Annotated in this window: 24 protein-coding genes and 1 tRNA gene; 12 read left to right on the plus strand and 13 right to left on the minus strand. The window is 67.0% G+C overall.

Annotated elements, in window-relative coordinates; translation table 11 throughout:
- The first annotated feature begins 52 nt into the window (after positions 1-52).
- From G6N35_RS07840 to G6N35_RS07855, 4 genes are all read left to right on the plus strand, one after another.
- A complete protein-coding gene (locus G6N35_RS07840) occupies positions 53-1,069 on the plus strand; it encodes a Rieske 2Fe-2S domain-containing protein (protein ID WP_163803746.1) in 1,017 nt (338 codons plus the stop codon).
- An 11-nt stretch (positions 1,070-1,080) separates the two neighbouring features.
- Positions 1,081-2,166 carry an NAD(P)H-dependent amine dehydrogenase family protein gene (locus G6N35_RS07845; protein WP_163803747.1) on the plus strand — a complete coding sequence of 362 codons (1,086 nt, stop codon included), beginning with the start codon at positions 1,081-1,083 and terminating at the stop codon, positions 2,164-2,166.
- A 291-nt stretch (positions 2,167-2,457) separates the two neighbouring features.
- Entirely contained in the window at positions 2,458-3,864 is a 1,407-nt protein-coding gene (locus tag G6N35_RS07850) for an NCS2 family permease (protein WP_163803748.1), read from the plus strand.
- A gap of 75 nt (positions 3,865-3,939) precedes the next feature.
- Positions 3,940-4,629, plus strand: coding sequence for an esterase (locus G6N35_RS07855; protein WP_163803749.1), 690 nt, complete (start codon positions 3,940-3,942; stop codon positions 4,627-4,629).
- On the opposite strand, the gene G6N35_RS07860 is transcribed toward G6N35_RS07855, so the two are convergent.
- On the minus strand, positions 4,626-5,462 hold the full coding sequence (locus tag G6N35_RS07860) for a class I SAM-dependent methyltransferase (RefSeq protein WP_163807542.1): 837 nt from the start codon (positions 5,460-5,462) through the stop codon (positions 4,626-4,628). The genes G6N35_RS07855 and G6N35_RS07860 overlap by 4 nt on opposite strands.
- 81 nt (positions 5,463-5,543) lie before the next feature.
- On the opposite strand from G6N35_RS07860, the gene G6N35_RS07865 reads away from it, so the two are divergent.
- The 4 genes from G6N35_RS07865 to G6N35_RS07880 all read left to right on the plus strand — a co-directional run bounded on the left by G6N35_RS07865 (position 5,544) and on the right by G6N35_RS07880 (position 9,877).
- Positions 5,544-6,875 carry a flavin monoamine oxidase family protein gene (locus tag G6N35_RS07865; protein ID WP_163803750.1) on the plus strand — a complete coding sequence of 444 codons (1,332 nt, stop codon included), beginning with the start codon at positions 5,544-5,546 and terminating at the stop codon, positions 6,873-6,875.
- A 39-nt stretch (positions 6,876-6,914) separates the two neighbouring features.
- On the plus strand, positions 6,915-8,078 hold the full coding sequence (locus G6N35_RS07870; RefSeq protein WP_163803751.1) for a phosphatase domain-containing protein: 1,164 nt from the start codon (positions 6,915-6,917) through the stop codon (positions 8,076-8,078).
- A gap of 87 nt (positions 8,079-8,165) precedes the next feature.
- Positions 8,166-9,410, plus strand: a complete 1,245-nt coding sequence (locus G6N35_RS07875) for a hypothetical protein (protein WP_163803752.1) — start codon at positions 8,166-8,168, stop codon at positions 9,408-9,410.
- Positions 9,411-9,421: 11 nt separating this feature from the next.
- Positions 9,422-9,877: a hypothetical protein gene (locus G6N35_RS07880; protein ID WP_163803753.1), complete on the plus strand. Its 456-nt coding sequence runs from the start codon at positions 9,422-9,424 to the stop codon at positions 9,875-9,877.
- A 1-nt stretch (position 9,878) separates the two neighbouring features.
- On the opposite strand, the gene G6N35_RS07885 is transcribed toward G6N35_RS07880, so the two are convergent.
- The gene (locus G6N35_RS07885) at positions 9,879-10,847 is read right to left on the minus strand and encodes an acyl-ACP desaturase (protein WP_163803754.1); all 969 of its coding nucleotides are present in this window, start codon (positions 10,845-10,847) and stop codon (positions 9,879-9,881) included.
- Between the two features lie 161 nt (positions 10,848-11,008).
- Positions 11,009-12,421, minus strand: coding sequence for a family 16 glycosylhydrolase (locus G6N35_RS27585; protein WP_163803755.1), 1,413 nt, complete (start codon positions 12,419-12,421; stop codon positions 11,009-11,011).
- A 110-nt stretch (positions 12,422-12,531) separates the two neighbouring features.
- Between G6N35_RS27585 and G6N35_RS07895 the strand changes: the two genes are divergently transcribed.
- From G6N35_RS07895 to G6N35_RS07905, 3 genes are all read left to right on the plus strand, one after another.
- Positions 12,532-13,572 carry an alpha/beta fold hydrolase gene (locus tag G6N35_RS07895; RefSeq protein WP_163803756.1) on the plus strand — a complete coding sequence of 347 codons (1,041 nt, stop codon included), beginning with the start codon at positions 12,532-12,534 and terminating at the stop codon, positions 13,570-13,572.
- Positions 13,573-13,652: 80 nt separating this feature from the next.
- A complete protein-coding gene (locus G6N35_RS07900) occupies positions 13,653-14,315 on the plus strand; it encodes a class I SAM-dependent methyltransferase (protein WP_163803757.1) in 663 nt (220 codons plus the stop codon).
- Entirely contained in the window at positions 14,308-14,517 is a 210-nt protein-coding gene (locus G6N35_RS07905; RefSeq protein ID WP_163803758.1) for a hypothetical protein, read from the plus strand. The genes G6N35_RS07900 and G6N35_RS07905 overlap by 8 nt, the downstream gene beginning before the upstream one ends.
- On the opposite strand, the gene G6N35_RS07910 is transcribed toward G6N35_RS07905, so the two are convergent.
- The 5 genes from G6N35_RS07910 to G6N35_RS07930 form a co-directional block, all read right to left on the minus strand.
- Complete coding sequence (locus G6N35_RS07910) at positions 14,518-14,808, minus strand: hypothetical protein (RefSeq protein WP_163803759.1); 291 nt, start codon at positions 14,806-14,808, stop codon at positions 14,518-14,520.
- A 45-nt stretch (positions 14,809-14,853) separates the two neighbouring features.
- Positions 14,854-15,030 (minus strand): hypothetical protein, encoded by a 177-nt coding sequence (locus G6N35_RS07915; protein WP_163803760.1) that lies wholly within the window; start codon positions 15,028-15,030, stop codon positions 14,854-14,856.
- 428 nt (positions 15,031-15,458) lie between these two features.
- A complete protein-coding gene (locus G6N35_RS07920; protein ID WP_246224248.1) occupies positions 15,459-16,199 on the minus strand; it encodes a hypothetical protein in 741 nt (246 codons plus the stop codon).
- A gap of 422 nt (positions 16,200-16,621) precedes the next feature.
- Positions 16,622-16,695, minus strand: a tRNA-Pro gene (locus G6N35_RS07925).
- An 80-nt stretch (positions 16,696-16,775) separates the two neighbouring features.
- Positions 16,776-17,543 (minus strand): sulfite exporter TauE/SafE family protein, encoded by a 768-nt coding sequence (locus G6N35_RS07930; protein WP_163807544.1) that lies wholly within the window; start codon positions 17,541-17,543, stop codon positions 16,776-16,778.
- A gap of 127 nt (positions 17,544-17,670) precedes the next feature.
- Between G6N35_RS07930 and G6N35_RS07935 the strand changes: the two genes are divergently transcribed.
- Complete coding sequence (locus G6N35_RS07935) at positions 17,671-18,354, plus strand: nitroreductase family protein (protein WP_163803761.1); 684 nt, start codon at positions 17,671-17,673, stop codon at positions 18,352-18,354.
- A gap of 18 nt (positions 18,355-18,372) precedes the next feature.
- Here the strand turns inward: G6N35_RS07935 and G6N35_RS07940 are convergent, their stop codons facing one another.
- From G6N35_RS07940 to scpB, 5 genes are read right to left on the minus strand one after another with little or no spacing between them, the layout of a single operon-like run.
- A complete protein-coding gene (locus G6N35_RS07940) occupies positions 18,373-18,642 on the minus strand; it encodes a hypothetical protein (RefSeq protein ID WP_163803762.1) in 270 nt (89 codons plus the stop codon).
- A gap of 50 nt (positions 18,643-18,692) precedes the next feature.
- The gene (gene der, locus G6N35_RS07945; protein ID WP_163803763.1) at positions 18,693-20,099 is read right to left on the minus strand and encodes a ribosome biogenesis GTPase Der; all 1,407 of its coding nucleotides are present in this window, start codon (positions 20,097-20,099) and stop codon (positions 18,693-18,695) included.
- Entirely contained in the window at positions 20,096-20,773 is a 678-nt protein-coding gene (gene cmk, locus G6N35_RS07950; RefSeq protein WP_163803764.1) for a (d)CMP kinase, read from the minus strand. The genes der and cmk overlap by 4 nt, the downstream gene beginning before the upstream one ends.
- Complete coding sequence (locus G6N35_RS07955; protein WP_163803765.1) at positions 20,770-21,513, minus strand: pseudouridine synthase; 744 nt, start codon at positions 21,511-21,513, stop codon at positions 20,770-20,772. The genes cmk and G6N35_RS07955 overlap by 4 nt, the downstream gene beginning before the upstream one ends.
- Entirely contained in the window at positions 21,506-22,219 is a 714-nt protein-coding gene (gene scpB, locus G6N35_RS07960; protein ID WP_163803766.1) for an SMC-Scp complex subunit ScpB, read from the minus strand. The genes G6N35_RS07955 and scpB overlap by 8 nt, the downstream gene beginning before the upstream one ends.
- Position 22,220: the final 1 nt, after the last annotated feature.

Raw genomic sequence — 22,220 nt, forward strand, 5'->3', positions numbered from 1 at the left:
GGCCCCGGGAGTTTCATTGACACCTCTATGAACGATTCCTAGACTCGCCGACATGCCCAAGCCAGCCCTGCCGATGAAGCCGACCGGTTGGTTTCAGGTCGCCTGGTCCGATGAGATCAACGTGGGCGAGGTACACCGGATGACCTACTTCGACCTCGACATGGTCGCCTGGCGTGCGCAATCGGGGACGGTGAGCGTGATGGACGCCTACTGTGAACACCTCGGCGCTCACCTCGGCCATGGCGGCACGGTGGTCGGCGAGGTCATCCAATGCCCGTTCCACGGTTGGCAGTGGAACAGCGAGGGCCGCAACGTCTGTATCCCCTATGAGGACCGGCCCAACCGCGGGCGGCGCATCCGCACCTATCCGGTGGTCGAGCGCAACTCCTCGATCTACATCTGGCACGACACCGAAGGCCGCGAACCCTACTTCGACGTTCCGGATATCTTCGCCGACTTCCACGATGGTCGTAGCGCCGCCGACTACTACCCGCAGGCCCGGCTGTTTCGAACCCGGCTGCAGATCCACCCGCAGTACGTCCTCGAGAACGGGGTGGACTTCGCCCATTTCAAGTACGTGCACCAAACGCCGATCGTGCCGCTGTTCACCCGCCACGACTTCGACACCCCGGTCTCCTACGTCGATTTCACCATCACGTTCGAGGGCGACGAGGGCCAGATCATCGATGACGTGAACAGCGGTGTAGAAGCCATCAACGGTGGGCTCGGCGTAGCGGTGACCAAGAGTTGGGGCATGGTCGACAACCGCACGATCTCGGCGATCACCCCGGTCGACGACTACACCTCCGACATCCGGTTCGTGGTCTACATCGGCCGGGTCCCCGGCGATGAGAGCGAGAAGGCGCAGCGCAAAGCTCAGGAGTTCGCCCAGATGGTGATCGACCAGTTCGCCGCGGACATCGAGATCTGGCAGCACCAGCGCTACACCCTGCGCCCGGCACTGGCGACGTCGGAATACGACGGATTCACGGCGTTCCGCACGTGGGCCAACCAGTTCTATCCCGATAGTCCAGCTCAACTGCATCCCGCTGCGGCGCAACACGATTGAGGAGACCATCCATGTCTGTCACCACACCGGTCCGGGTCTTCCAGGTAGCCACCGGCAATGTCGGCTCCGAGATGATCAAGCGCATGGCGCACCGCCCCGACCTGCAACTGGTCGGCCTGCACTGCTACACCCCGGACAAGATCGGCCGCGACGCCGGCGAGATCGTCGGCATCGGCCCGATCGGCGTCACCGCAACGGGATCGATCGAGGAGATCATCGCCGCCAAACCTGACGTGCTGACCTTCCACGGCGTCTTCCCCGACGAGGACCTCTATCTAGCGGTCCTCGAGGTCGGGATCAACATCGTCACCACGGCCGACTGGATCACCGGCTGGCATCGGGACCGCAACCATCCGCACCACTCCGGTAAGCCGGTGACCCAACTGCTCCAAGAGGCTTGCGAGAAGGGCAACTCCACCTTTTACGGCACCGGCATGAACCCCGGTGTCAACCAGATCCTCGGGGTGGTCTGCTCGGCCGACGTCGCCGAGATCGAGAACGTGACCACCATCGAGTCGGTCGACGTGTCCTGCCATCACTCGAAGGACACCTGGATCGAGGTGGGATACGGCCTGCCCGTGGACGATCCGAGCATTCCAGGCAAGCTGGAGAAGTACACCCGCGTCTTCGCCGACAGCGTGCTGATGATGGCGGACTGCTTCGACCTGCAACTCGACGAAGTGACGTTCAGCTACGAACTCGGCGCCTGCACCAAGGACGTCGACCTGGGCTGGTATGTGCTGCCCAAGGGATCGCTCGGCGGCAACTACATCAAGTACCAGGGCATCGTCGACGGCGTCCCGCGCGTCGAGACCCACCTCGAGTGGCAGATGACGCCGCACACCGACCCGAGTTGGGACATCAAGGGCTGCTACATCACCCAGATCAAGGGCGATCCCTGCATCTACAACAAACATATGATCTTCCCCAAGCCCGGCGTCGACCTGTCCGATCCGGACTCGTTCGCCTCCATCGGGATGACGGTCACCGGCCTGCCTGCACTCAACGCCATCGCCTCGGTGGTGGCGGCTCCGCCCGGGCTGCTCACCAGCGCAGACCTACCCCTGCGCGGTTTTGCGGGTCGATTCAAGAAATAGCTCCGCCGGCCCGGCGCCTCCCGGGTTGCCGAGAGCGAACGGCAACGCCCAACGGCATCGGCGCGAACCCGGTTGGGTGAACAGCGAATGAAAGCGCTGTTCAGGGGCTGTCGCGCTGTCGTCGGGGGCGTCCCGAGGCTGGCACCGGCGAGAGCCGGGGTACCGAGTTGGTCGCCGCCGGCGAGCTCGATGTCCGCATCGCCAGCGACGGCGGGGTCCCGTTGACCGCCGTAGCAGGACAACCCTAGAAGGTGACGGTGAAACCGTGCGCGGGCTCTTAGAGTACGTGACGTGAATCGTCTCGACCGCTTCTTCGAGGTGTCGGCCAGAGGGTCGACGGTAGGTGCAGAAGTCCGTGGCGGAGTCGTCACGTTCATCGCGATGGCCTACATCATCGTGCTGAATCCGATCATCCTGGCGGGCGCGCCTGACGTCACCGGGCACAAGCTGGAATTCGGTCAGGTGTCGGCCACCACTGCGCTGGCCGCCGGGGTCATGACCATCGTCTTCGGAGTGGTGGCCCGTCTGCCGTTCTCGTTCGCGGCCGGGCTGGGCATCAACTCCTTCCTGGCAACGACTGTGGTGGGCACCCTGAGCTGGCCCGAGGCCATGGGTCTGGTGGTGATCAACGGGCTGATCATCGTGGTGCTCGCCGCCACCGGATTGCGGCGGATGGTCTTCGACGCCGTCCCGATGCAACTGAAGCTGGCGATCACCGCGGGCATCGGTCTGTTCATCTTGTTCATTGGGCTCGTCGACTCGGGCTTCATCCAGTCGACCGGATTGCCCTCTCCCCCAGTCGGTCTGGGCAGCGGTGGCCATGGATCCATCAGCACTGTCCCGACGCTGGTGTTCATCTTCACCCTCTTTCTCACCGGGGTCCTGGTGGTGCGACGGGTCCGCGGGGGCATCCTCATCGGCTTGGTGATCGGCACGGCGCTCGCCATGGCCATCGAGGCCATCTGGCATCTGGGACCGGCGGTGAAGAATCCGGGCGGATGGTCATTGTCGGTGCCAACGCTGTCCGGCTCGCCCTTCGCTGTGCCGGACCTGTCATTGGTGGGGGCGTTCAGTTTCGAAAGCTTCAGCCGCATCGGGGTTCTGGCGGCCACCATGCTGGTGTTCACCTTGGTGTTCGCCAACTTCTTCGACGCCATGGGCACCTTCACCGGCCTGTCCCGCGAAGCCGGTGTCGCCGACGCGCAGGGCAATTTCCCGCGGCTGCGCTCGGCACTGATCGTCGAGGGTGCCGGCGCCATGGTCGGCGGCGGCGTCTCGGCATCGTCGAACACCGTGTTCATCGAGTCCGGTGCCGGCATCGAAGAGGGCGCCCGCACCGGGCTGGCCAACCTCGTCACCGGTGCGCTGTTCCTGGCCGCCATGTTCGTCTCGCCGCTGGCCTCGATCGTGCCCAGCGAGGTTGCCGCGGCCGCACTGGTGATCGTCGGCACGATGATGTTCTCCCAACTGCGCCATGTCGACGTCTCGGAGTTCTCCGTCGCGCTGCCGGTGGTGCTGACCGTGGCGGTGATGCCGTTCAGCTACTCGATCGCCAACGGCATCGGTGTCGGCTTCATCAGCTGGGTCGTGGTGCGGTCAGCAGCAGGCAAGGCGCGCGAGATCAGCCCGCTGCTGTGGATCGTGGCGGCCGGGTTCGTGGTGTACTTCGCCCGCGACTGGATCCAGTCCGTGATCTGAAGCCCTGCCTGCCGATGTCCTAGCATGTGCTCGGCGGCGCCGGTGCCGCCCGGGGACGGGGAGGAAGGTCGAACCATGCGCACGTTGACCCTTGCCACACTGGTGGCCGCTGCCACGGTGGCGGCCTGCCCGGGGATCGCCTCGGCCGCGCCGAAGAACTACTGCGCCGATCTGAAGGGCATCGACACCGGTCAGAGCTGCCAGATCCAGGTCAGCGATCCCGGCTATGACGTCAGCATCAGCTTTCCCAGCAGCTACCCGGACACCAAGTCGATCGCCGATTACATCAGCCAGACCCGCGACGCCTTCCTCACCGTCGCCAAGTCCTCGACCCCGCACGACCTGCCCTACGCCCTGGACATCACGGCGAAGACCTACGATTCGTCGATCCCGCCGCGCGGCAGCCAGGCGGTGGTGCTGCAGACCTACCAGAACACCGGCGGGGCGCACCCGGTGACGTCCTACCAGTCGTTCAACTGGGATCAGACCTACCGCAAGCCGATCACCTGGGACAACCTGTGGCAGCCCACCGCCGATCCGCTGCCCGTGATCTACCCGATCGTTCAGGCCGACCTGCAGAAGCAGACTGGCCAGCAGGTGGTGATCCCGGCCAGCGCGGGCCTCGACCCCGCCAACTACCAGAACTTCGCGATCACCAATGACGGGGTCATCTTCTTCTTCGGCCAGGGCACACTGCTGCCCGACGCCGCCGGACCGCTCCAGGTGCTGGTGCCTCGCTCGGCGATCGACCCCATGCTGGCCTAACGGGTCATGCAGGCGACAGCGCTGAGCACCTTGGTACCCGGCCGGCGCGGGTCGGGCTGCGGTAGCCGGGCGACCAGCCGCATCAGCCTGGGCAGTCGCCGGTAGCGGTAGGCCGCGGTCAGCACCGATTCCACGCTGACCGTCGTCCACCCGAGTTCCTCGAAAAAGGCCAGGCCGTTGTCGGGGGCGAAGGTGAACGGGGCGTTGCGCAGCAGACCGTCAGCCTTGTGGTTCATCGTCTTACGCAGGCCTGGTGAGGCGAAATCGAATACCCACCAAGCGATTTCAGGCCGGGAGAAGGCAGCAGACAGTCCGGTGACGTCCGCGGCGGACAGATACATCAGCAGGCCCTCGGTCAGCACGAAGGCTTTGCCGGCACCCGCGAGCGCCTCGTCGAGGAACCGGTCGCGCGCTATCGGGTCGGCCAGGTCCACGGCATGCCGTGTGAGGCGGCAGCGCGGTGTCTGGTCGGCCAGCACCCGGTTCTTCTCGGCGACCAGCGCCGGGAGGTCGGCCTCCACCCACACCAGATCGGCCGGCAGATCCAGCCGGTAGGGCCGGGTGTCCAGGCCGGCCGCCAGGTTGAGGACGCGGTCGCAGCCCGCCTCGATGGCACCGGTGATCAGGTCGTCGATGAGCTTGGTACGCGCCACCAACCACCAACCGTCGCGGATCCGGCGCGGGGCGGCTGCGACGATGGCGCGGCCCTGTTCCCCAGCCAGCAAATCAGCAAGGTCGTCGTGGAACAGGGCATCGGGGCGGGTCGATTCCCGGGCTCGGTACACCGCAACCCAGCGTGCGGTGTCCGAAACGCCGGAGACCACTGCGTCCATCTCGCTCACCGGACCAGTGTGGCAGAACACTCTGGCAATATCGCCCGCGCTGACGGGCCATCGGGGCCTAACCTCAGCGGCATGATCGGGCTGACCAGACGTGACTTCCTCTGCGGCGCGGGCGGGTTGGCGGCCACCGCCGCCCTAGCGGCCTGCGGAGCCGACGGATCCGCGCCCACCGAACATGTCGTGGTGATCGGTGCGGGCATGGCCGGCCTGGCCGCCGCACGGACACTGGCCGACGCCGGAATACGGGTGACGGTCCTGGAAGCCCGCGATCGCATCGGCGGCCGGATCTGGACCGATACCTCGCTGGGTGTGCCCATCGACCTCGGTGCAGCGTGGATTCACGGTACCCAGGGCAATCCCCTTGTCGCCCTTGCCCAGAAGGCAGGCGCGACAACCGCGCAGACCGACTGGGACGACCTCATGCTGTTCGACGGACACAACGAGGTGGCAGCGGCGACCGTCGAGAAGTCCGCCGCGACATGGGAAACGGCGCTGGACAAGGTCGACTCGCTCACCACCGACGCGGCGCCGACCGCGTCACTCGAGAGCGCCCTGGCCCGCGTCACCGATATCGACGATCCGCTGACCGCCTGGCGGGTGGCCACCGACATCGCCGCCGAGTACGCCGCCGACCCCGAGCAACTCTCACTGAAGTGGTTCGGCGCCGAAGGCCAGTTCGACGGGCCCGACCTGATCCTGCCCAAGGGTTACCAACAGCTGGCACACCATCTGGCCGACGGCCTGACCATCCAGCTGGACACCGAGGTCACCCGCGTCACCGACGACGGATCCCGGGTGCGCCTGGACACCTCACGCGGCGTGCTCAGTGGCGACCGGGTGATCGTCACCGTCCCGTTGGGAGTGCTCAAGGCCGGCACCATCACTTTCGACCCCGCCCTCCCGGCAGCCAAACGCACCGCGATCGACCGCCTGGGCGTCGGCGTGCTCGACAAGGTGGTCCTGAGCTTCGCGGAGCCGTTTTGGTCCCGGTCAGTGAATGTGATCGGCCTGGCCGGCGCCGACCAGCCGCTGCCGGTTCTGGTCAACGGGCTGACCTTCGGGGCTGGCCCGGTGTTGGTGGGTTTGCGTGGCGGCTCGGCTGCCCGCAGCGGTGAGGGGTTGTCCGACGAGCAGAACGTCGAGCAGGTTCGTGCCGCGTTGAATGCGCCTGCGGTGACGGGGTCGCTGGTGACGCGGTGGGGCGCCGATCGGTATGCCCGCGGCTCGTACAGCTTTCTCGCGGTCGGTTCCAGCCCGACAGACCAGAACGCATTGGGTGAACCCGCATCCGAACGGCTGCTGTTCGCCGGTGAAGCCACCTACCCGGAGCATTTCGCCACCGTTCACGGGGCCTATGTGAGCGGCCTGCGCGAGGCACACCGAATCCTGGGCATGACCCGATAACCCGACACGTCGGTGCCGTCATCGCCCATGCTGGACACCATGGCCCGTCTGCCCCGCCGCATCGCCTCGGAACTGACCGCGCCACTGCGCAGCCCACAGGTGGCCGGGGCGGTGGCCGGTATCGAGGGAAAACTCACGGCGCGCCGGCGTGAGCAGAAGATCCAGTCGGGGGCGTTCCGGGGTGTCCAAGTGATCGTCTACCGCGGATTCGTCGCCGACGATGTAGCCAGGGTCCGGGTTCGGGTGATCGAGACGCCGGAACTGCCCGGCGACAGACGGATTCCGTACTGGGACGTCGCCCAGGCCAACCTGCGCCGGCATGCCGCACTGCACATCGTCGGCGCCGAGGTCACCCTGCGGATCGGTGCGCACAGCGCCACCGAGGTCACCGATGACCACGGCTTCGCCACCTTCGCACTGCCGGTACCGGGCCTTCGCACCGGCTGGCATCAGGCGGTGGCGCAGACCCGGCCGATCGAGGACGGTGACCCGGTCGCGGGTACCGGATCGGTGGTCAAGCCGTCGCTGCGGGCCGCGTTCCTGGTGATCTCCGATATCGACGACACCATCCTGCTCACCGGACTCACCGAAGGCGTGGCGATGGTGACCCGCACGCTGCTGCGCGACGCCGAGCAGCGCCGCGCGATTCCCGGTATGTCTCGGCTGTATCAGGGCCTGGAGCGCGGTCTGCCGACCCGCTCCGGAAACCGAAGGCCCAAGCCGACGTTCTTCTACGTCTCGACCGGGAGCTGGTCGTTCTATCCGCTGCTGACGCACTTCGCCCAGCTACGCGGTTTCCCGGCCGGACCGATGTTCCTGACCGACTGGGGTCCGACCGAGCGATACCTGCGACGCAGCGGAGCCGAACACAAACGCACCGCCATCCGGCGGCTGTTCGAGGCTTACCCCGGCATGCAGTTCGTGCTGATCGGCGACAGCGGCCAGCGTGATCCGCTGACCTATGAGGAGATGGCCCGCGATTTCCCGGGCCACGTGAAGCTGGTACTGATCCGCCGGGTCGGCTCGGAGGACGACGAGCGCAACCGCCAGATAGCGCAGCGGGCGGCACGGCTGCGCGACGAGGGCATTCCACTGCACCTGGTAGCCGATGCCGCGGAGGCCGCCGCGGTCGCTCATGTCCATGGGTTGTGTGACGACGTCACGTTGCTGGCGGTGCGCGGTGAGCTGGACAACGACAACTGAGGCGGGCAAGCGCCGGTCTTGGCGTTTGCTGGACTGCTAGCCTCTGCAGGCGAGCAACCAACGGCATCATTGCCCGGGAAAGGAAGCATGGGGGCTTCGAGATTCACCAGCCGAGCCGGAGGTCTGGCCGTGGGCCTCGGGGTGGGTGCCGCGATCCTCATCGGGGCCGGCTGTGCGTCGGCCTCCCCCGGCAGCGATTCCGGAGCGGGCCCGCCGGCCGCACACTCGACACCGGCCGCCGGACATTCGGCCCGCCAGGCTCCCAGACCACAACCGGCGGCAGCCACCCGCACCCGCACCACCGTCGTACGCCCCGCCGCCGCCACGGTGGCTGGTTCGCGCCGCGCCCACACCGCCGCCACGCCCAGCGCGCCGAACCCGGTGTCGGTCGACGTTCCCGCTATGCCGGTGGAGAGCGGCGCATCGTTCACCGTCTCCCGGGATGCGATCGCACAGGTCGCCGCCGGCTACGTCGCCGGCGGCGACCCCGCCGACAGTGCGCGGTTCTTCTTCGGCGATCTCGCCGTGGCCAGTCTCGAGCAGCTTGCCGACCCCGCCGTCACACCGGATCAGACCCGCCAGCTGCTGGGTAACCTCGCCGTCTCGGGGTACTTCGGTGGAATCTGGTTGCGCGACAACCTCCGTGACACCGCAACTGCGGCGCCCGCGGTGGTGACCGCGGTAACCAAGCCGGTGATCGATCTGTCGCCGTCGGCGATCGCACTTCACGTGTTCGACGGGTTGGCGGCCGGGTTTGTCGGCGCCGCGCAGAGCAGCCCGTGGATCGTCAATCTCGTTGCGCACGTGTCGGTGCCGGCGCTGCTGGCGCTCTACGGCTACAACAAGGGCTATCTCGAGGTGGTGCTGGACAGTCCGCCGCCGGGGGTGGCCTCGATGGCGGACACCCTGACCTGCACGGGCTTCTTGGCCTGCCACTCCAGCGCCTTCCCGCTGGAGCTGGCCACCCGGTACGACAGCGCGCTGAGTCAGCTCGACCAGCCGACCACACTGGGCTGGGCCGAGATGGCGGTATGGAGCACGGTACTCGAAAGCGCCACCGGCGCTGGACGATTCGTGTGGCAGGCCATCGTGTCCGCCGGCGGACTGTCACCGCGGTCCTACGCCGCCCTGGTCGACCTGAGTTCGGCATACCTGATGGTCAGCAAGGCCGCAGTGCTGTCGAGCATGATCGCCGCGGCCGACGGCGACGCCGCGACAGGCAGCACCTCGCTGCGCCTGCAGGCCGGCCTGTGGATGTGGTCGGGAAGCTACTTCGCCAGCCTGGCTTCCAGCGCTGGGCCCGGTACCGTACCGAGTGTCACCGTCACCTAGTGGAGGCCGAAGTGAAACGTCTCGTTGCCGCATCTCTGCTCCCGCTCGCCATGACCGCCGCGGGCTGCGCGCAGAACGAGAAGTCCCCTGCAGTCAGCTCGACCGGCTCGGCCACAGCGACACACACGCACAGCACCGAAGCGCAGGCCGGCGGCCAAACACATTGCACGAAAGGGCAATTGGCTGACGCGGCGGCATCGGCGGCACGGTCTATGGGCAAGGACAACGTCTACAGCATCGATGATCTGCAGTGCGCCGACGGCTGGGCGGTGACCAGCGGGCTGCTGGCCAGCACGCAGAACCCGCACCAGGGTGCACCGACATCGTTCGTGTTCCGCGCCCAGGGCCAGTTCTGGGTGGTTCAGGACAAGGCCAAGGTGTGCGGCACGAATCCGACGGCCACCACCGCCCCGGCCGACGCCACAATCCCGGCGACGTTGTTCGTCGCCGGCTGCGCGGCCGGCTGAGCTAGGAGGCCGGCTGCTCGGATTTCTGGGCCTTCCGGGCCAGAAGACGGTCCCGCTGCTCTTCGAATTTCCGGACCTGGCCTTCGAACGTGCTCAGATAGTTCGCCAATTGTTCACGCCGCTGTTCGCCCGCGGGAGTGAAGTCGGAACGCTCGAAGAGCTGCCACTTGCGCACCGTCGGTAGGAGTACCTCGTCGAGATGCTGGCGCGGGTCGTAGATGCCGTGCTTGGCCATCAGTACGCCGTTGCGGCGGAAGTTGGGCATGCCCTGGCCGGGCATGCGGAAGTTCTCCACCACGGCGGCGATGGCGTTCAGCGCCTGATCGGGCGCCAGATCCAATGCGGCGCCGCACATGTCGCGGTAGAAGATCATGTGGAGGTTCTCGTCAGCGGCAATGCGCTGCAGCAGGCGGTCGGCGACGGGGTCGTCACAGACCTTGCCGGTGTTGCGGTGGCTGACGCGAGTTGCCAATTCCTGGAACGACACATAGGCGATCGACAGCAGGAAGTCCGTCTTGTGGCGGGCTTCCTCCTCGGCGGTGGGCCCGAATCCGTTGGTGACATGTTCCATCCGGGCTCGCTCCAGTGCTACCGGATCCACTCCGCGCCCGACCACCAGGTAGTCACGAATTGCGATGCTGTGTCGGCCTTCTTCCGCAGTCCAGCGGCCCACCCAGGTGGCCCAGGCTCCGTCGAGGGAGAAGTTGCCCGCGGCCTGCCGATGATAGGACGGCAGATTGTCCTCGGTGAGCAGGTTGGTGATCATCGCCGCCTGAGCCACATCGCCGAGCCGCGACTGCCCGGGAACCCAATCGTCACCGCCCGTCGCCGCGAAGTTCCGCCCTCGCTCCCAGGGCACATAGTCATGTGGGTGCCAGTCGACCGCCGCCGACAGGTGACGGTTGAGGTACGCCTCGGCCGTGGGTTCGAGCTCGGACAGTAAGACATCATCCGTTAACTGGGCGACCATCGCACCTCACCCGCATCGAGCAGCAGGGGCAGGACGGCCCGCGCGGCATGGAAGATCCGCGCAGCCGAGGACCAGTTAGAACTCCACCACCGTATCAGGTCCCTAGGCGTTTACCGGCCGCACAACACTTTGCCACTCGATGTGATCGCGAGATCGCGGGGTCAGGAGGCCGGATTCCACTGCACCCAGTCCACCAACATGGTGGCCGGGAACTGGGTGGAGCTGTCCGGCGGCCCGGCCCACGGTCCACCGACGGCAAGATTGAGGATCGCGTAGAACGGCTTGTTGACTACCCATTGCGCGTTCGCCGGCAGCATGTCGGGGGTGAAGGTTCCCCACACGGTGTTGTCGACGCCGACGGTGATCGAGTTTTCGGCCCGGGTCAGCCAGTAATTGTGGAAGTCGGTGCTCAGATCGGGTCCGGTACCGGTGATCTGGGATTGCAGGTAGTCCCAGACACCGGTGATCGGCCCGTGGATCGCCGAATAGTGGGTCTGCGCGTTGTTGACCATCTCGACGATGTTGATCTCACCGGCGCCGGGCCACGGGTTGGTGCTCTCGTCGGCGCCGACCATCCAGAAGGCTGGCCAAAGTCCCTGTCCTGACGGCATTTTGATGCGCGCGGTCAGGGTGCCGTAACCGAAGCTGGCCAGATCGCTGGTCTGGACGCGCCCGGAGGTGTAGCCGGTGTCGGTCTTGATGGCCTGGATCGCGAGATGGCCCTGGCCGTCCAGGACGGCGTTGGCTGCTTGATAGTCCTCGACGCCGATGTCCCACCCGGTGCCTTGGATCGTCGACCACTTGGTGGGATCGGGTGGGGCACCAGCCGGTCCGTCGAAGCCGTCGTAATAGCTTGTCGGGGTGGTCGCGCCGATGGTGACCGGAACCGCGGTCACCACGGTGTCGGATCGGCTGATGCCGGCGGCCTGGGCCAGCGAGTGCAGGATGGCCTGGATCGCACCGGCCAGTCCGGTGAGTCGGTAGGCGCTGCCGTTGTCGACGGTGACGGTGAAGGTGTCGGTTCCGCCAGCCTGGGCCAAAGTCGCTGTGGGAGTGTAGGTGTAGGTGCCGTCGGCGTGGAGGTCGACGGCACCGCGGGTTGGCGCGATGGTCAGTGAGTAGGTCAGGACGGCGTTGTTGGGCGTCGTGGCCCGCAGGTCACCGGTGACCACACCGGTGGCCGATTGCCCCGGGTTCTGCACCGGGTTCACCGCGGGAGTCTCGTTGAAGAAGGTGTAGCGGACGATGTCCTCGAACGAGGGTGCACTGGTCTGGGCGGCGACAGCGCGCGGCACTGTTCGGGCGGGAACCGACTGGGCGCGCGCACTGGCGGACCGAACGGAGGCCGGCAGGGTGCGTGCGGTAGCACTGGCAGCAGCCGTGCTGCTGGCGGCGACCGGCCGCTTCTGCGGTCCGCGGGGCGAGGCAGACCCCACCGAGCGGCTGGTGGCCGACGGGCTCGTATCACCGGACGCGTCGGCCGAGGCGATCGCCGACCCGGACGCCACCGCCGTGCCGACACCGAGCGCAACAGCCAGCATTCCCACTCGCCCGACCCATCGCGAAGCCCCCACGACTGCACCCCCTCAGCCAGCCCGTCGACCCCCAAGACTACGAGAAACACACGGTAGCCGCGCTGTGGCAGCACTGTCTGGCAGTTGCCCGAGACCGTAGGCTGAACACGATGTCCGACAGGCCGCAGATCCGCTTCCTGCCCGTCGACGGCCGACGGGTGGCCTTCGAGGTGCGCGGCAGTGGGCCGGCGCTGGTGGCGCCTGCCTGGTGGGTCAGCCATCTGGAACTGGATTGGCAGGATCGCGCCGTGCGGCGGTTCTGGGAGACGGTCGCCGCCGGCCATACCCTGATCCGCTACGACCGCATCGGCGTCGGAATGTCGGATCGGGACGTGCTCGACGATGATCTCACCCTTGACGGCGAGGTGGCCGTCCTGCGGGCGCTGATCGACGAACTGGGTGGCGAACGGGTGTCGCTGCTTGGTGGATCTTCAGGCAGCTGCACCGCGGTGGCCTTCGCCGCGACCCACCCGGAGCGGGTGGACCGCCTGGTGCTCTACGGCTCCTACCCCGAAGGCGGGCAGCTGACGCCGCCCGGCGTCGACCAGGCGATCATCGGTGCAGTGCGGGCACACTGGGGTTTGGGGTCGCGGATGCTCAGCGATCTGTTCCTCGACGGCGGCAGCGCTGCCGAACATGAGCGGTTCGCTCGCCTGCAGCGTGACTCGGCCAGCGCGCAGACCGCGGCTGCACTACTGGCCATGGTGTATCGCCTTGACGTCCGCGACTACCTGCCTCGGATCCAATCCCCCACCGTGGTCGTGCACCGCCGCGACGACCGCGCGGTGCCCTACCGGCTGGGCCGGGAAGTCGCCGCGACGATCGCCGCTGCGACATTTGTTCCTTTGCAAGGTAGTTCGCACTTTCCATGGCATGGCGACGTGGATTCGGTTGCGCGCGTGTGCCGCCAGGCCCTGACCGCTGAGCAGCTGCCGCCGACTCCCTCCCCGGGGAACTCGATGCTGTTGTCGGACCGGGAGCGGGAGGTGCTGGCCTGCATCGCCCGCGGGCTGGCTGATCGGGAGATCGCCCAGCAGCTGGTGCTGAGCCCGCACACCGTGCACCGCCACGTGGCCAACATCCGGCGCAAGCTCGGCCGGACGTCGCGCACCGCAGCGGTGGCCGAAGCCGCTCGGCTGGGGCTGATCTGAGATAGCCGGAACCGGCCATCGCCGCACGATGGCCGTATCGAGGGATGCGGCCGGGTGCGGGTGATTCGTAGATTCCGGGCATGACCGAGATCGCGCATACCACGGCCGCGTCCTCCCCCTGGTTGCGGGTGATGGCGGTGCTCTATGACCCGTTTCTGTGGCTCGGCGAGGCCGTCGGAATGCGCAGTCACCGCCGCAGGCTGGTGGGCCAGGCCTCTGGCCGGGTCCTGGAGATCGGCGCCGGTACCGGGCTCAACGTGCCGCACTATCCGAGGGCCATCGATGCGCTGCTGGTCGCCGAGCCCGAACCCGGTATGCGCCGCAAGCTCGAGCGCCGGCTGGCCCGTCACGACCGCCAGGCCCGGGTTCTCGACGCTCCGGCCGAGCGTCTTCCGCTGCCCGACGCCTCGGTGGACACCGTGGTCAGCACCCTGGTGTTGTGCACGGTCGCTGACCCTACGGCGGCCCTGCGGGAGATCGCGCGGGTGCTACGTCCGGGCGGTCGGGTGCTGTTCATCGAACACATCAGGGCGCGGTCGCCGTTCCTGGCGGCGTGCCAAGACGCGCTGCTGCGGCCCTGGCGCGCCTTCGGCGGCGGCTGTGAATGCAACCGTCCGACCATCGAACTGATGCGATCACAGGGCTTCTCGGTGGAGGCGCAGGACGGCGTGTGGCGCGGGATGCCGGTGATCGTGCACCCACTGGCGGTGGGTCGGGCGAGAAAGTTAGCCGCGCATGGCTGAACACCGCGCCCGCCCATCCGCCTCGGAGGATGCCGCGCCCACGTTCTCGTTCGTCCTCGTGGGTGATGGCACCGCCGAGCGCCCCGACGCGGGCCTGCTGATCGGCAATGGCCACAGCCCGGATCGCACGACCTGCGGCACCCGGTGCCGCGGCGGCTTCGGCGGCCGGGGTGGTGGCTTGCAGCCGAGCCCGGTCAGCTAGTCAGTCCGCGATCGCGTCGAGGCGTTCCTGGACCCGAGCCAGGGCCTCGTCGAACACCTCGACCTTTTCACCGCGCTTCTCGTTGGCCGGCTGTGCGGCGCCGCGGGCGCCTTCGGCCTCGACCCGGGCCGCGCCCTGCCGCCGCAGCTGGCTGAAGTTCTTGTCACGTGCGCGCCGGAGCTGACCCTGCAGGTCCTTGAGCGCCGCGGCATCCATCCGCTCCAAAGCGGCGGGATGCGACTGGTCGATCAGCGAGTTTTCCTGCGCGGTCAGGTTCACGTGTGTGCTCACCGTTGATTTATAGCGTGCGGCCTCAGCGTCCGGATTTCAGGGCCGCTATGACGATGGGCAGATCCAGGGAAGGTCCGTCTGCAGGGCCGAGTTCTCCATCGCCGTGGCCAGGTCGGCGGCGCGTTCGTCGGCGTAACGACGGACGTGGTGATGGGTGGCGATCAGGAATCGATCAGCCGCTACCCCGTCGAGAGAACGTGCCGCGACGGTCTCGGGACCCATGCCGGGAACCCATGGTGCGGTCCGCCGATTCGGTAACGGTCAGCGGAATACGGCACTCGCGCAACCGCTTTCCGTGATCCTTTGGGCCGGAATGCTGCGGCGGCCGCAATCATCTCGACTCGGCTTGGGTGCCGGGGCGGTGGCCGATCACCCGCTTTCTTGAGTGCGCCACCATCCGCCCCAGCGCTCGCCGCCGCGTGCATACAGGAGGAAACCTTGAACGGCGAGCGACGCCTCACGGCGTCACCACAGAAGCTACGGCCGAGAGCTGTCGGAGCACTCGTGTCAGACCACCAAAGATCTGGCAGCGTTTGTCGTGCCAGCACAGTCATGAGAGCGCGGTGTGCTTTGGTACACGGCAGCGCGTCCGCCACGACTACGTCGACCAGCACTCCCCGGGCTGTGTAGTCAACCTCTCACGGCGGAGCCTAGACGGCGCCCACCGCGAGGGAGTCGTCAGCGTTCACATCCATGATCAGCGCCCGATTGGCCTTCCTGGTCACGATCGACATCGTCACCAGAAAGGCGGAGTAGGCCGCCAGCGCCAGCCAGAAAACCAGGATTCCGTTCCACCCGAACGGACCGGAGAAGAAGAAATACGCCAGGATGTCCGGCACGAAGGCTAGCGCCACCCACAGGTTGAGGTAACCAACCCAGCGAGGCAGCCAATTGCTCCGGTCGGTCAGCACGCACACGCCGATGGCCACATTCTGGATGATGAACGGCATGATCGGGGTGAAGAAGATCAGCCAGGTGAGGTCGTTGAGCATCATGATGGATTCGGGCGACCGTAGTTCGGGACGGAATGTCAAGACCGCAAACAGCATTGAGGCCAGCAGGTTGATGAGAATGGTGACCGATCCCGACCCTAGTTGAATCAAGGACAGCACCGGCAACCGACGTTCCATGCGCAGCATGTGCACCGTGATGATGCCCACCATCGGCATGGCGAAGCACACACCGAGCGTTGCCATCACAAACCCGATCATGCGGCGCGTGCTGTCGGTGGAGTAGAACTCGACGACCTGGTGAAGGGTGTTCGACGGCCCCAACGGCAGCGGGAGCAGACCGGCGATCAGCCATCCGGTGAGGGTGACGAGCAGAGCGGCGATGCCGCCCCACGAGCACAAGTTGAAGATGCGCAGCCTGATCTGGTCGTCAGCGGACATCGGCGTCCTCCATGAGTAGGTTGGCCCGTCGGACGGGGCGCGGGAGCGACCCCACAGGTCGCAATGTCGATAATTTAATCGCTATTAAAAGCTTCCGCAATGATTCAGGTGCGACGCCTATCGAAGACAACCCCAGTTGAGTCCCCGGTGCTCGTCGTCGAGCCGACGCGATCGCGGCAGACGTTTCCTCATTTTCACATCATCGATAAACACTATCGAAGTGGGATTGTCCTGACGTCACGGCCTCCGCTTCGCCGACGCCGTATCGCCAACGCACACACAGCGGGTTGGCCAGCGACTTTCGGCGTACGGTTGGCACACCCGCAGAGACTGGGACGCTCTCGGCTCACGAGCCGCGACTCCAGCGGTAGCCCAGAAAGACAAAACCCCTTCCGACACTAGTCAGAAGGGGTTTTCAAACGTCGGGCTGACAGGATTTGAACCTGCGACCACTTGACCCCCAGTCAAGTGCGCTACCAAGCTGCGCCACAGCCCGCGGCGCTGCCGGGATCGCCGGCAGCAGGACGAAAGACTACCCCAACCCCCACCCCAGACCCGAATCCGGGCACCGATGTCTCACACCGACAGCAGTCGGTACAGCCCGATCAGGCCCACGACCACGATCACCGCCCGCAGCGCGTTCGGTGACAGCCGCCGTCCGTAGTGCGCGCCCAGCCAGCCGCCGATCAGCGATCCGACCGCGATCAGCCCCGCCGCCGCCCAGCTGATCCGGTCGAACGCCACCGCGGTGTAGGCCACCGCCGCGACGACGTTCACCAGCAGCGACAGCAGATTCTTGGCCGCGTTCATCCGTTGCATGTCCTCGGGCAGCAGCACGCCCATCACACCCATCAGCAGGATGCCCTGGGCGGCGGTGAAGTAGCCGCCGTACACCCCGACCGCGAACGTCCCGGCCACCAGTGCCGTCATCCGCGCCGCCGACACCTGATCGACCGAGCGACCCGCCTCCTCGGCGCGCCGCCGTGCGTAGGCCTGAATCCGGGGCCCCAGCACCACCAGCGCCAGCGCACCGATCAGCAAGACGGGAACGATCTTGGTGAACACCTTCTCCGGTAGGTGCAGGAGCAGGAACGCCCCGATGCCCGCCCCGGTCAGCGAGGCAGGTATCTGCCAGCGCAGCCGGTTCCACTGCCCCGACAGCTCACGGCGGTAGCCCCACGTCCCGGACACCCCACCGGCCACCAGGCCGATCGCGTTCGACATGGTGGCCGTCACGGGCGGATAGCCCAGCGTCACCAGCGTCGGGAAGGTGATCAGCGTCCCGGACCCGACAAGTGAGTTGATCGCCCCCGCCCCCATGCCGGCCAGTGCGATCAGGATCATGTGGAGGACGGACACCCGACAACCCTAGGGGCCGGCGCCGACGCCCCCGAACGTCACCCCAGCGTTGGGCCGGGCGGGAACGCCCGAAACCTGTTCGCCCGCAAGCCTGCGCCGTAGCCTCGGATGCATGAGCGACTCCCCTGGCCCCATTCCCACCACCGAGGAGGCGCTGGCCGCCCTCGACATGCCACTGGCCGAGGCGATGATGACCCAGCGCGCCGTGCGCCGGGTCCGTCCCGACCCGGTCGACGACGCGATCGTGCTCAAGTGCATCGAGCTCGCTTTGCGCGCACCCACCGGATCAAACGGCCAGAACTGGGAATTCATCGTCGTCAAGGAACGGCACACCAAGGAGCAACTCGCCAAGCGCTATCGCCAGCCGTGGGCGATCTACGACAAGATCGGCAAGCGCCGCACCGCCGGCGACGAGTCGATGCAGAAGATCCTGCGAGCGGTGCAATGGCAGGTCGAGCACTTCACCGAGATCCCGGTGCTCGTCATCCCCTGCCTGCGCGGCGGCCGCCCGCCGTACCTGCCGGCACCGTTCGTCGCCGAGACCTCGTTCTTCGGCTCCATCTATCCCAGCGTGCAGAACCTGTTGCTGGCCGCGCGCGCAATGGGGTTGGGCGCCTCGCTGATCACCATGCCGCTGTGGAACGTCACCTCGGCCCGCAAGATTCTGGGTCTGCCGCTGGGCGTCACTCCGGTGTGCGTGGTCCCGCTCGGTTGGCCGAAGGGACGGTACGGCCCCACTACCCGCAAGCCCGTCGAGCAGGTGGTGCACCTTGAGAGTTACGGAAAGCGGTTGTAGCTCAACGGCTGACGGCTCTCAGCCGTGTCCGTGCCCACCGCCGCCACCGCCGCTGTCGCCGCCCGGATGCGCATTCCATCCGGGCTCGGCGACCTCGGCCTCGGTCAACTGGTCGCTGGTATCCGGGATGACCGTAGGGGCGCAGTCCATCGTGAAACTGTCCTCCTGGTCAGTCTCCTGACAGGCCAGTACCCGCGGCGCCGGAGCGGCCGCCACCCCCGACAGCACAGCCACAACGGGAGCACCCGCGATCACCAGGGCCGCAGCCCCCACCACAGCAAACCTCATGGCTGCCAATCTACTGTGCGAACGCCGCGAGAACCCTTCTAACCGGCTTTTCAGCGCGGCTTGAGCTTGCGCTTCTCCCGAACCCGCACGTTGATCCGGATCGGCGTGCCGTCGAACCCGAAGGTCTCACGCAACCGTCGCTCCAGGAACCGCCGATAGCCGGCCTCCAGGAAACCGGAGGTGAACAGCACGAACGTGGGCGGGCGGGCGGTGGCCTGGGTGGCGAACAGGATCCGGGGCTGCTTACCGCCGCGCACCGGCGGCGGGGTGGCGGCGACGATCTCCTTGATCCAGGTGTTGAGCTGGCCAGTCGAGATGCGCTTGTCCCACGACTCCAGCGCCGTCTCCATCGCGGGCACCAGCTTCTGCACCGCCCGGCCGGTCATGGCCGAGATGTTCACCCGCGGCGCCCACTGCAACTGGTGCAATTGCAGATCGATCTCACGGTCGAGCAGATAGCGCCGGTCCTCGTCGACCAGATCCCACTTGTTGAACGCCAGTACCAGAGCGCGGCCCGCCTCGATCACCATCGTCAGCACCCGCTGGTCCTGCTCGGTGATCGGCTGGGAACCGTCGATCAGGACGATGCAGACCTCGGCGGCGTCAATGGCGCTGTGCGTGCGCACCGAGGCGTAGAACTCGTGACCGCTGGCCTGTCCCACCTTGCGGCGCAGCCCGGCGGTATCGACGAAACGCCATATCCTGCCGTCCAATTCGATCAGTGAGTCCACCGGATCCACGGTGGTGCCCGCCATGTCGTGAACCACCGACCGTTGCGCACCGGCCAGCCGGTTCAGCAGCGAGCTCTTGCCCACGTTGGGCTTGCCCACCAGGGCCACCCGGCGCGGACCGCCGGTGACGGAACCGACCTCGGAAATCTCGGGCAGCGAGGCCAGCACCTCGTCGAGCAGGTCGGCCACCCCACGCCCGTGTATCGCGCTGATTCCGTGTGGTTCACCCAGACCCAGTGACCATAGTGCGGCCGCCTCGGCTTCCATCTTCTCGTTGTCCACCTTGTTGGCCGCCAGGAACACCGGCTTGCCCGAGCGGCGCAGGATCCTGGCCGCGGCCTCGTCACCGGAGGTGGCGCCGACGACGGCGTCGACCACGAAGATGATGGCGTCAGCGGTCTGCATGGCCACCGAGGCTTGCTCGGCCACCAGCTGCTGAAGACCCTTCGCGTCGGGTTCCCAGCCGCCGGTGTCCTGCACCACGAACCGCCGTCCCGTCCAGGACGCGTCGTAGGACACCCGGTCGCGGGTCACTCCGGGAAGGTCCTGCACGACGGCCTCGCGGCGGCCCAGGATCCGGTTCACCAGGGTCGACTTGCCGACGTTGGGCCGGCCGACGACGGCGACCACCGGCGGCGGCGCGCCGCCCTCGTCGGATTCGTCGGCGAATCCGTCCTCGCCGAGTTCCCACTCGCTCTCGTCGGACCAGGTTCCGTCTTCGGTCATCGCATCGCTCCGCTTCGCTGCTCGACGAGTTCGACCAACCGGGCCACCACCTCGTCCTGGGTCATGTCGCTGGTGTCGACGATGAGCGCATCGTGGGCGGGCCGCAACGGCGACACCGCCCGGGTGGAGTCCAGGTGATCGCGGCGGCGCACATCAGCCAGCACGGTCTCGTAGTCGTCGCCCAGGCCAGCACCGATGTTCTGGTCGTTGCGCCGTCGCGCCCTGGTCTCGGCCGAGGCGGTGAGGAAGATCTTGACGTCGGCATCGGGCAGCACGACGGTGCCGATGTCACGGCCCTCGACGACCACGTTGTCCGACCCCGAGGCCAGCTCTCGCTGCAGCGCCACCAACTTCTCGCGCACCCGCGGTACCGCCGAGACCGCCGAGACCGCACGGGTCACCGCGTCACCGCGGATCTCGGCCGAAACGTCCTCGCCGGCAAGGTAAGCGCGGTCGACATCGGGGTCATGGCCCACCGACAGCGGTACGTCGGCGGCTGCCGCGATCGCCGCCGGATCGTCCAGATCCACCTCGGCGCGCAGCATCGCCAGCGTGACAATGCGGTACATCGCACCGGTGTCGAGGTAACGGGCACCCAGCGCACGTGCCAAACCCCTTGACACCGAGGACTTCCCGGTGCCGGCCGGGCCGTCGACCGCCACAACCACGTTCACAGACCCACCGCCTTGTACAGATCGCCCACTTCCTTGCGGGTCAGCGCACGAATACTGCCCGGGCGCTGTTCGCCGAGCGTTACCGCACCCAGTTCGGTACGCACCAGGGACTCCACCGGATAGCCGGCGGCGGCCAGCAAGCGACGCACGATCCGCTTACGGCCCTCGTGCAGCGTCAACCGCACCAGCGTCTTACCCGGGACGGCGTCGACCACCGCGAACTCGTCGACCGTGGCAGGACCGTCCTCGAGCTCGATGCCGGCCTTCAGCGTCTTGCCCAAACCCCTTGGTACCGAACCGGTCACCGTCGCCAGATAGGTCTTGGGCACCTCGTAGGACGGGTGCATCAACCGGTGAGCCAGCTCGCCGTCGTTGGTCAGCAGCAGCAAGCCCTCAGTGTCGGCATCGAGGCGGCCGACGTGGAACAGCTTCTTGTTGCCCCGCACCCGGTGCTCCACCAGATCACCGATGCAGGGCCGGCCCCGATCGTCCGACATCGTCGAGTGCATGCCCACCGGCTTGTTCAGTGCCAGATAGACCATCGAGTCGTCGAGCACGATGCGGCTCCCGTCCACCCGGATGTCGGCGATGGCGGGATCGACCCGGGTGCCCAACTCGGTGACGATGTGTCCGTCGACCTCCACCCGGCCGTCGATGATCATCCGCTCGGCGACCCGGCGGGAAGCAATTCCGGCTTGGGACAAGATCTTTTGCAGGCGTACGCCTTCTGGTTCAGGCATCGGTATCCACATCGAAGGCAACGGCCGGCCCGGCGGACTGGCCGCCTCCGGATAACTTGGCGAAACGCGGTTCACTGTCCAGGGTTTCGCTCAGATCGTCGATCACGTCCACATCCGGAAGCAACGGGGCGATATCGGGTAGGTCGGTCAACGAGGTCAGACCCAGACGTTCCAGGAACAGCTCGGTGGTGGCGAAGGTGGTGGCACCGCTGTCCTCGTCGGTACCGGCCTCGGTGATCAGGCCGCGCGCCACCAAGGTCCGCATCACCGCGTCGACGTTCACCCCACGCACCGCGCTGACCCTCGCCCGGGTCACCGGCTGCCGATAGGCCACCACCGCCAGGGTCTCCAATGCCGCCCTGGTCAGCTTGGAGCGCGACCCGTCGAGCAGCAGGCGCTCGACATAGGGGGCGAACCGGGCCCGGGTGTACATCCGCCACCCGCCGCCGGTCTCCCGAAGGTCGATTCCGCTGTCCCGCTGGGCCAGCTCGGCGGCCATCGTCTCCAGCGCGGCGGCGATGCGGTCGGGCGGCTGTTCGGTCACCGAGGCCAGGGTCTCGGCAGTGACCGGAGTGTCGACGACCAAGAGCAGCGCCTCGAGCACCCGGGTCAGTTCGTCGTCGTCCAGTGTGGAGTCGGCATCCGTGTCGGCATCCGCACCGGCAACGTCGCTACCCGGGTCGATATCGGGTACTTCGTCGGTCATG

The organism is Mycolicibacterium anyangense, assembly GCF_010731855.1.
In the GTDB taxonomy this organism is placed as follows: domain Bacteria; phylum Actinomycetota; class Actinomycetes; order Mycobacteriales; family Mycobacteriaceae; genus Mycobacterium; species Mycobacterium anyangense.

Coding starts and splice junctions, on each gene's coding strand:
- G6N35_RS07905 (WP_163803758.1), top strand. CDS start 14,308: ATGGCTGAACACCGCGCCCGCCCATCCGCCTCGGAGGATGCCGCGCCC.
- G6N35_RS07920 (WP_246224248.1), bottom strand. CDS start 16,199: ATGTCCGCTGACGACCAGATCAGGCTGCGCATCTTCAACTTGTGCTCG.
- G6N35_RS07900 (WP_163803757.1), top strand. CDS start 13,653: ATGACCGAGATCGCGCATACCACGGCCGCGTCCTCCCCCTGGTTGCGG.
- scpB (WP_163803766.1), bottom strand. CDS start 22,219: ATGACCGACGAAGTACCCGATATCGACCCGGGTAGCGACGTTGCCGGT.
- G6N35_RS07935 (WP_163803761.1), top strand. CDS start 17,671: ATGAGCGACTCCCCTGGCCCCATTCCCACCACCGAGGAGGCGCTGGCC.
- G6N35_RS07870 (WP_163803751.1), top strand. CDS start 6,915: ATGGCCCGTCTGCCCCGCCGCATCGCCTCGGAACTGACCGCGCCACTG.
- G6N35_RS07865 (WP_163803750.1), top strand. CDS start 5,544: ATGATCGGGCTGACCAGACGTGACTTCCTCTGCGGCGCGGGCGGGTTG.
- G6N35_RS07875 (WP_163803752.1), top strand. CDS start 8,166: ATGGGGGCTTCGAGATTCACCAGCCGAGCCGGAGGTCTGGCCGTGGGC.
- G6N35_RS07885 (WP_163803754.1), bottom strand. CDS start 10,847: ATGGTCGCCCAGTTAACGGATGATGTCTTACTGTCCGAGCTCGAACCC.
- G6N35_RS07840 (WP_163803746.1), top strand. CDS start 53: ATGCCCAAGCCAGCCCTGCCGATGAAGCCGACCGGTTGGTTTCAGGTC.
- der (WP_163803763.1), bottom strand. CDS start 20,099: ATGACCGAAGACGGAACCTGGTCCGACGAGAGCGAGTGGGAACTCGGC.
- G6N35_RS07955 (WP_163803765.1), bottom strand. CDS start 21,513: ATGCCTGAACCAGAAGGCGTACGCCTGCAAAAGATCTTGTCCCAAGCC.
- G6N35_RS07915 (WP_163803760.1), bottom strand. CDS start 15,030: ATGGGTCCCGAGACCGTCGCGGCACGTTCTCTCGACGGGGTAGCGGCT.
- G6N35_RS07895 (WP_163803756.1), top strand. CDS start 12,532: ATGTCCGACAGGCCGCAGATCCGCTTCCTGCCCGTCGACGGCCGACGG.
- G6N35_RS07855 (WP_163803749.1), top strand. CDS start 3,940: ATGCGCACGTTGACCCTTGCCACACTGGTGGCCGCTGCCACGGTGGCG.
- G6N35_RS07860 (WP_163807542.1), bottom strand. CDS start 5,462: ATGGACGCAGTGGTCTCCGGCGTTTCGGACACCGCACGCTGGGTTGCG.
- G6N35_RS07940 (WP_163803762.1), bottom strand. CDS start 18,642: ATGAGGTTTGCTGTGGTGGGGGCTGCGGCCCTGGTGATCGCGGGTGCT.
- G6N35_RS07930 (WP_163807544.1), bottom strand. CDS start 17,543: ATGATCCTGATCGCACTGGCCGGCATGGGGGCGGGGGCGATCAACTCA.
- G6N35_RS07845 (WP_163803747.1), top strand. CDS start 1,081: ATGTCTGTCACCACACCGGTCCGGGTCTTCCAGGTAGCCACCGGCAAT.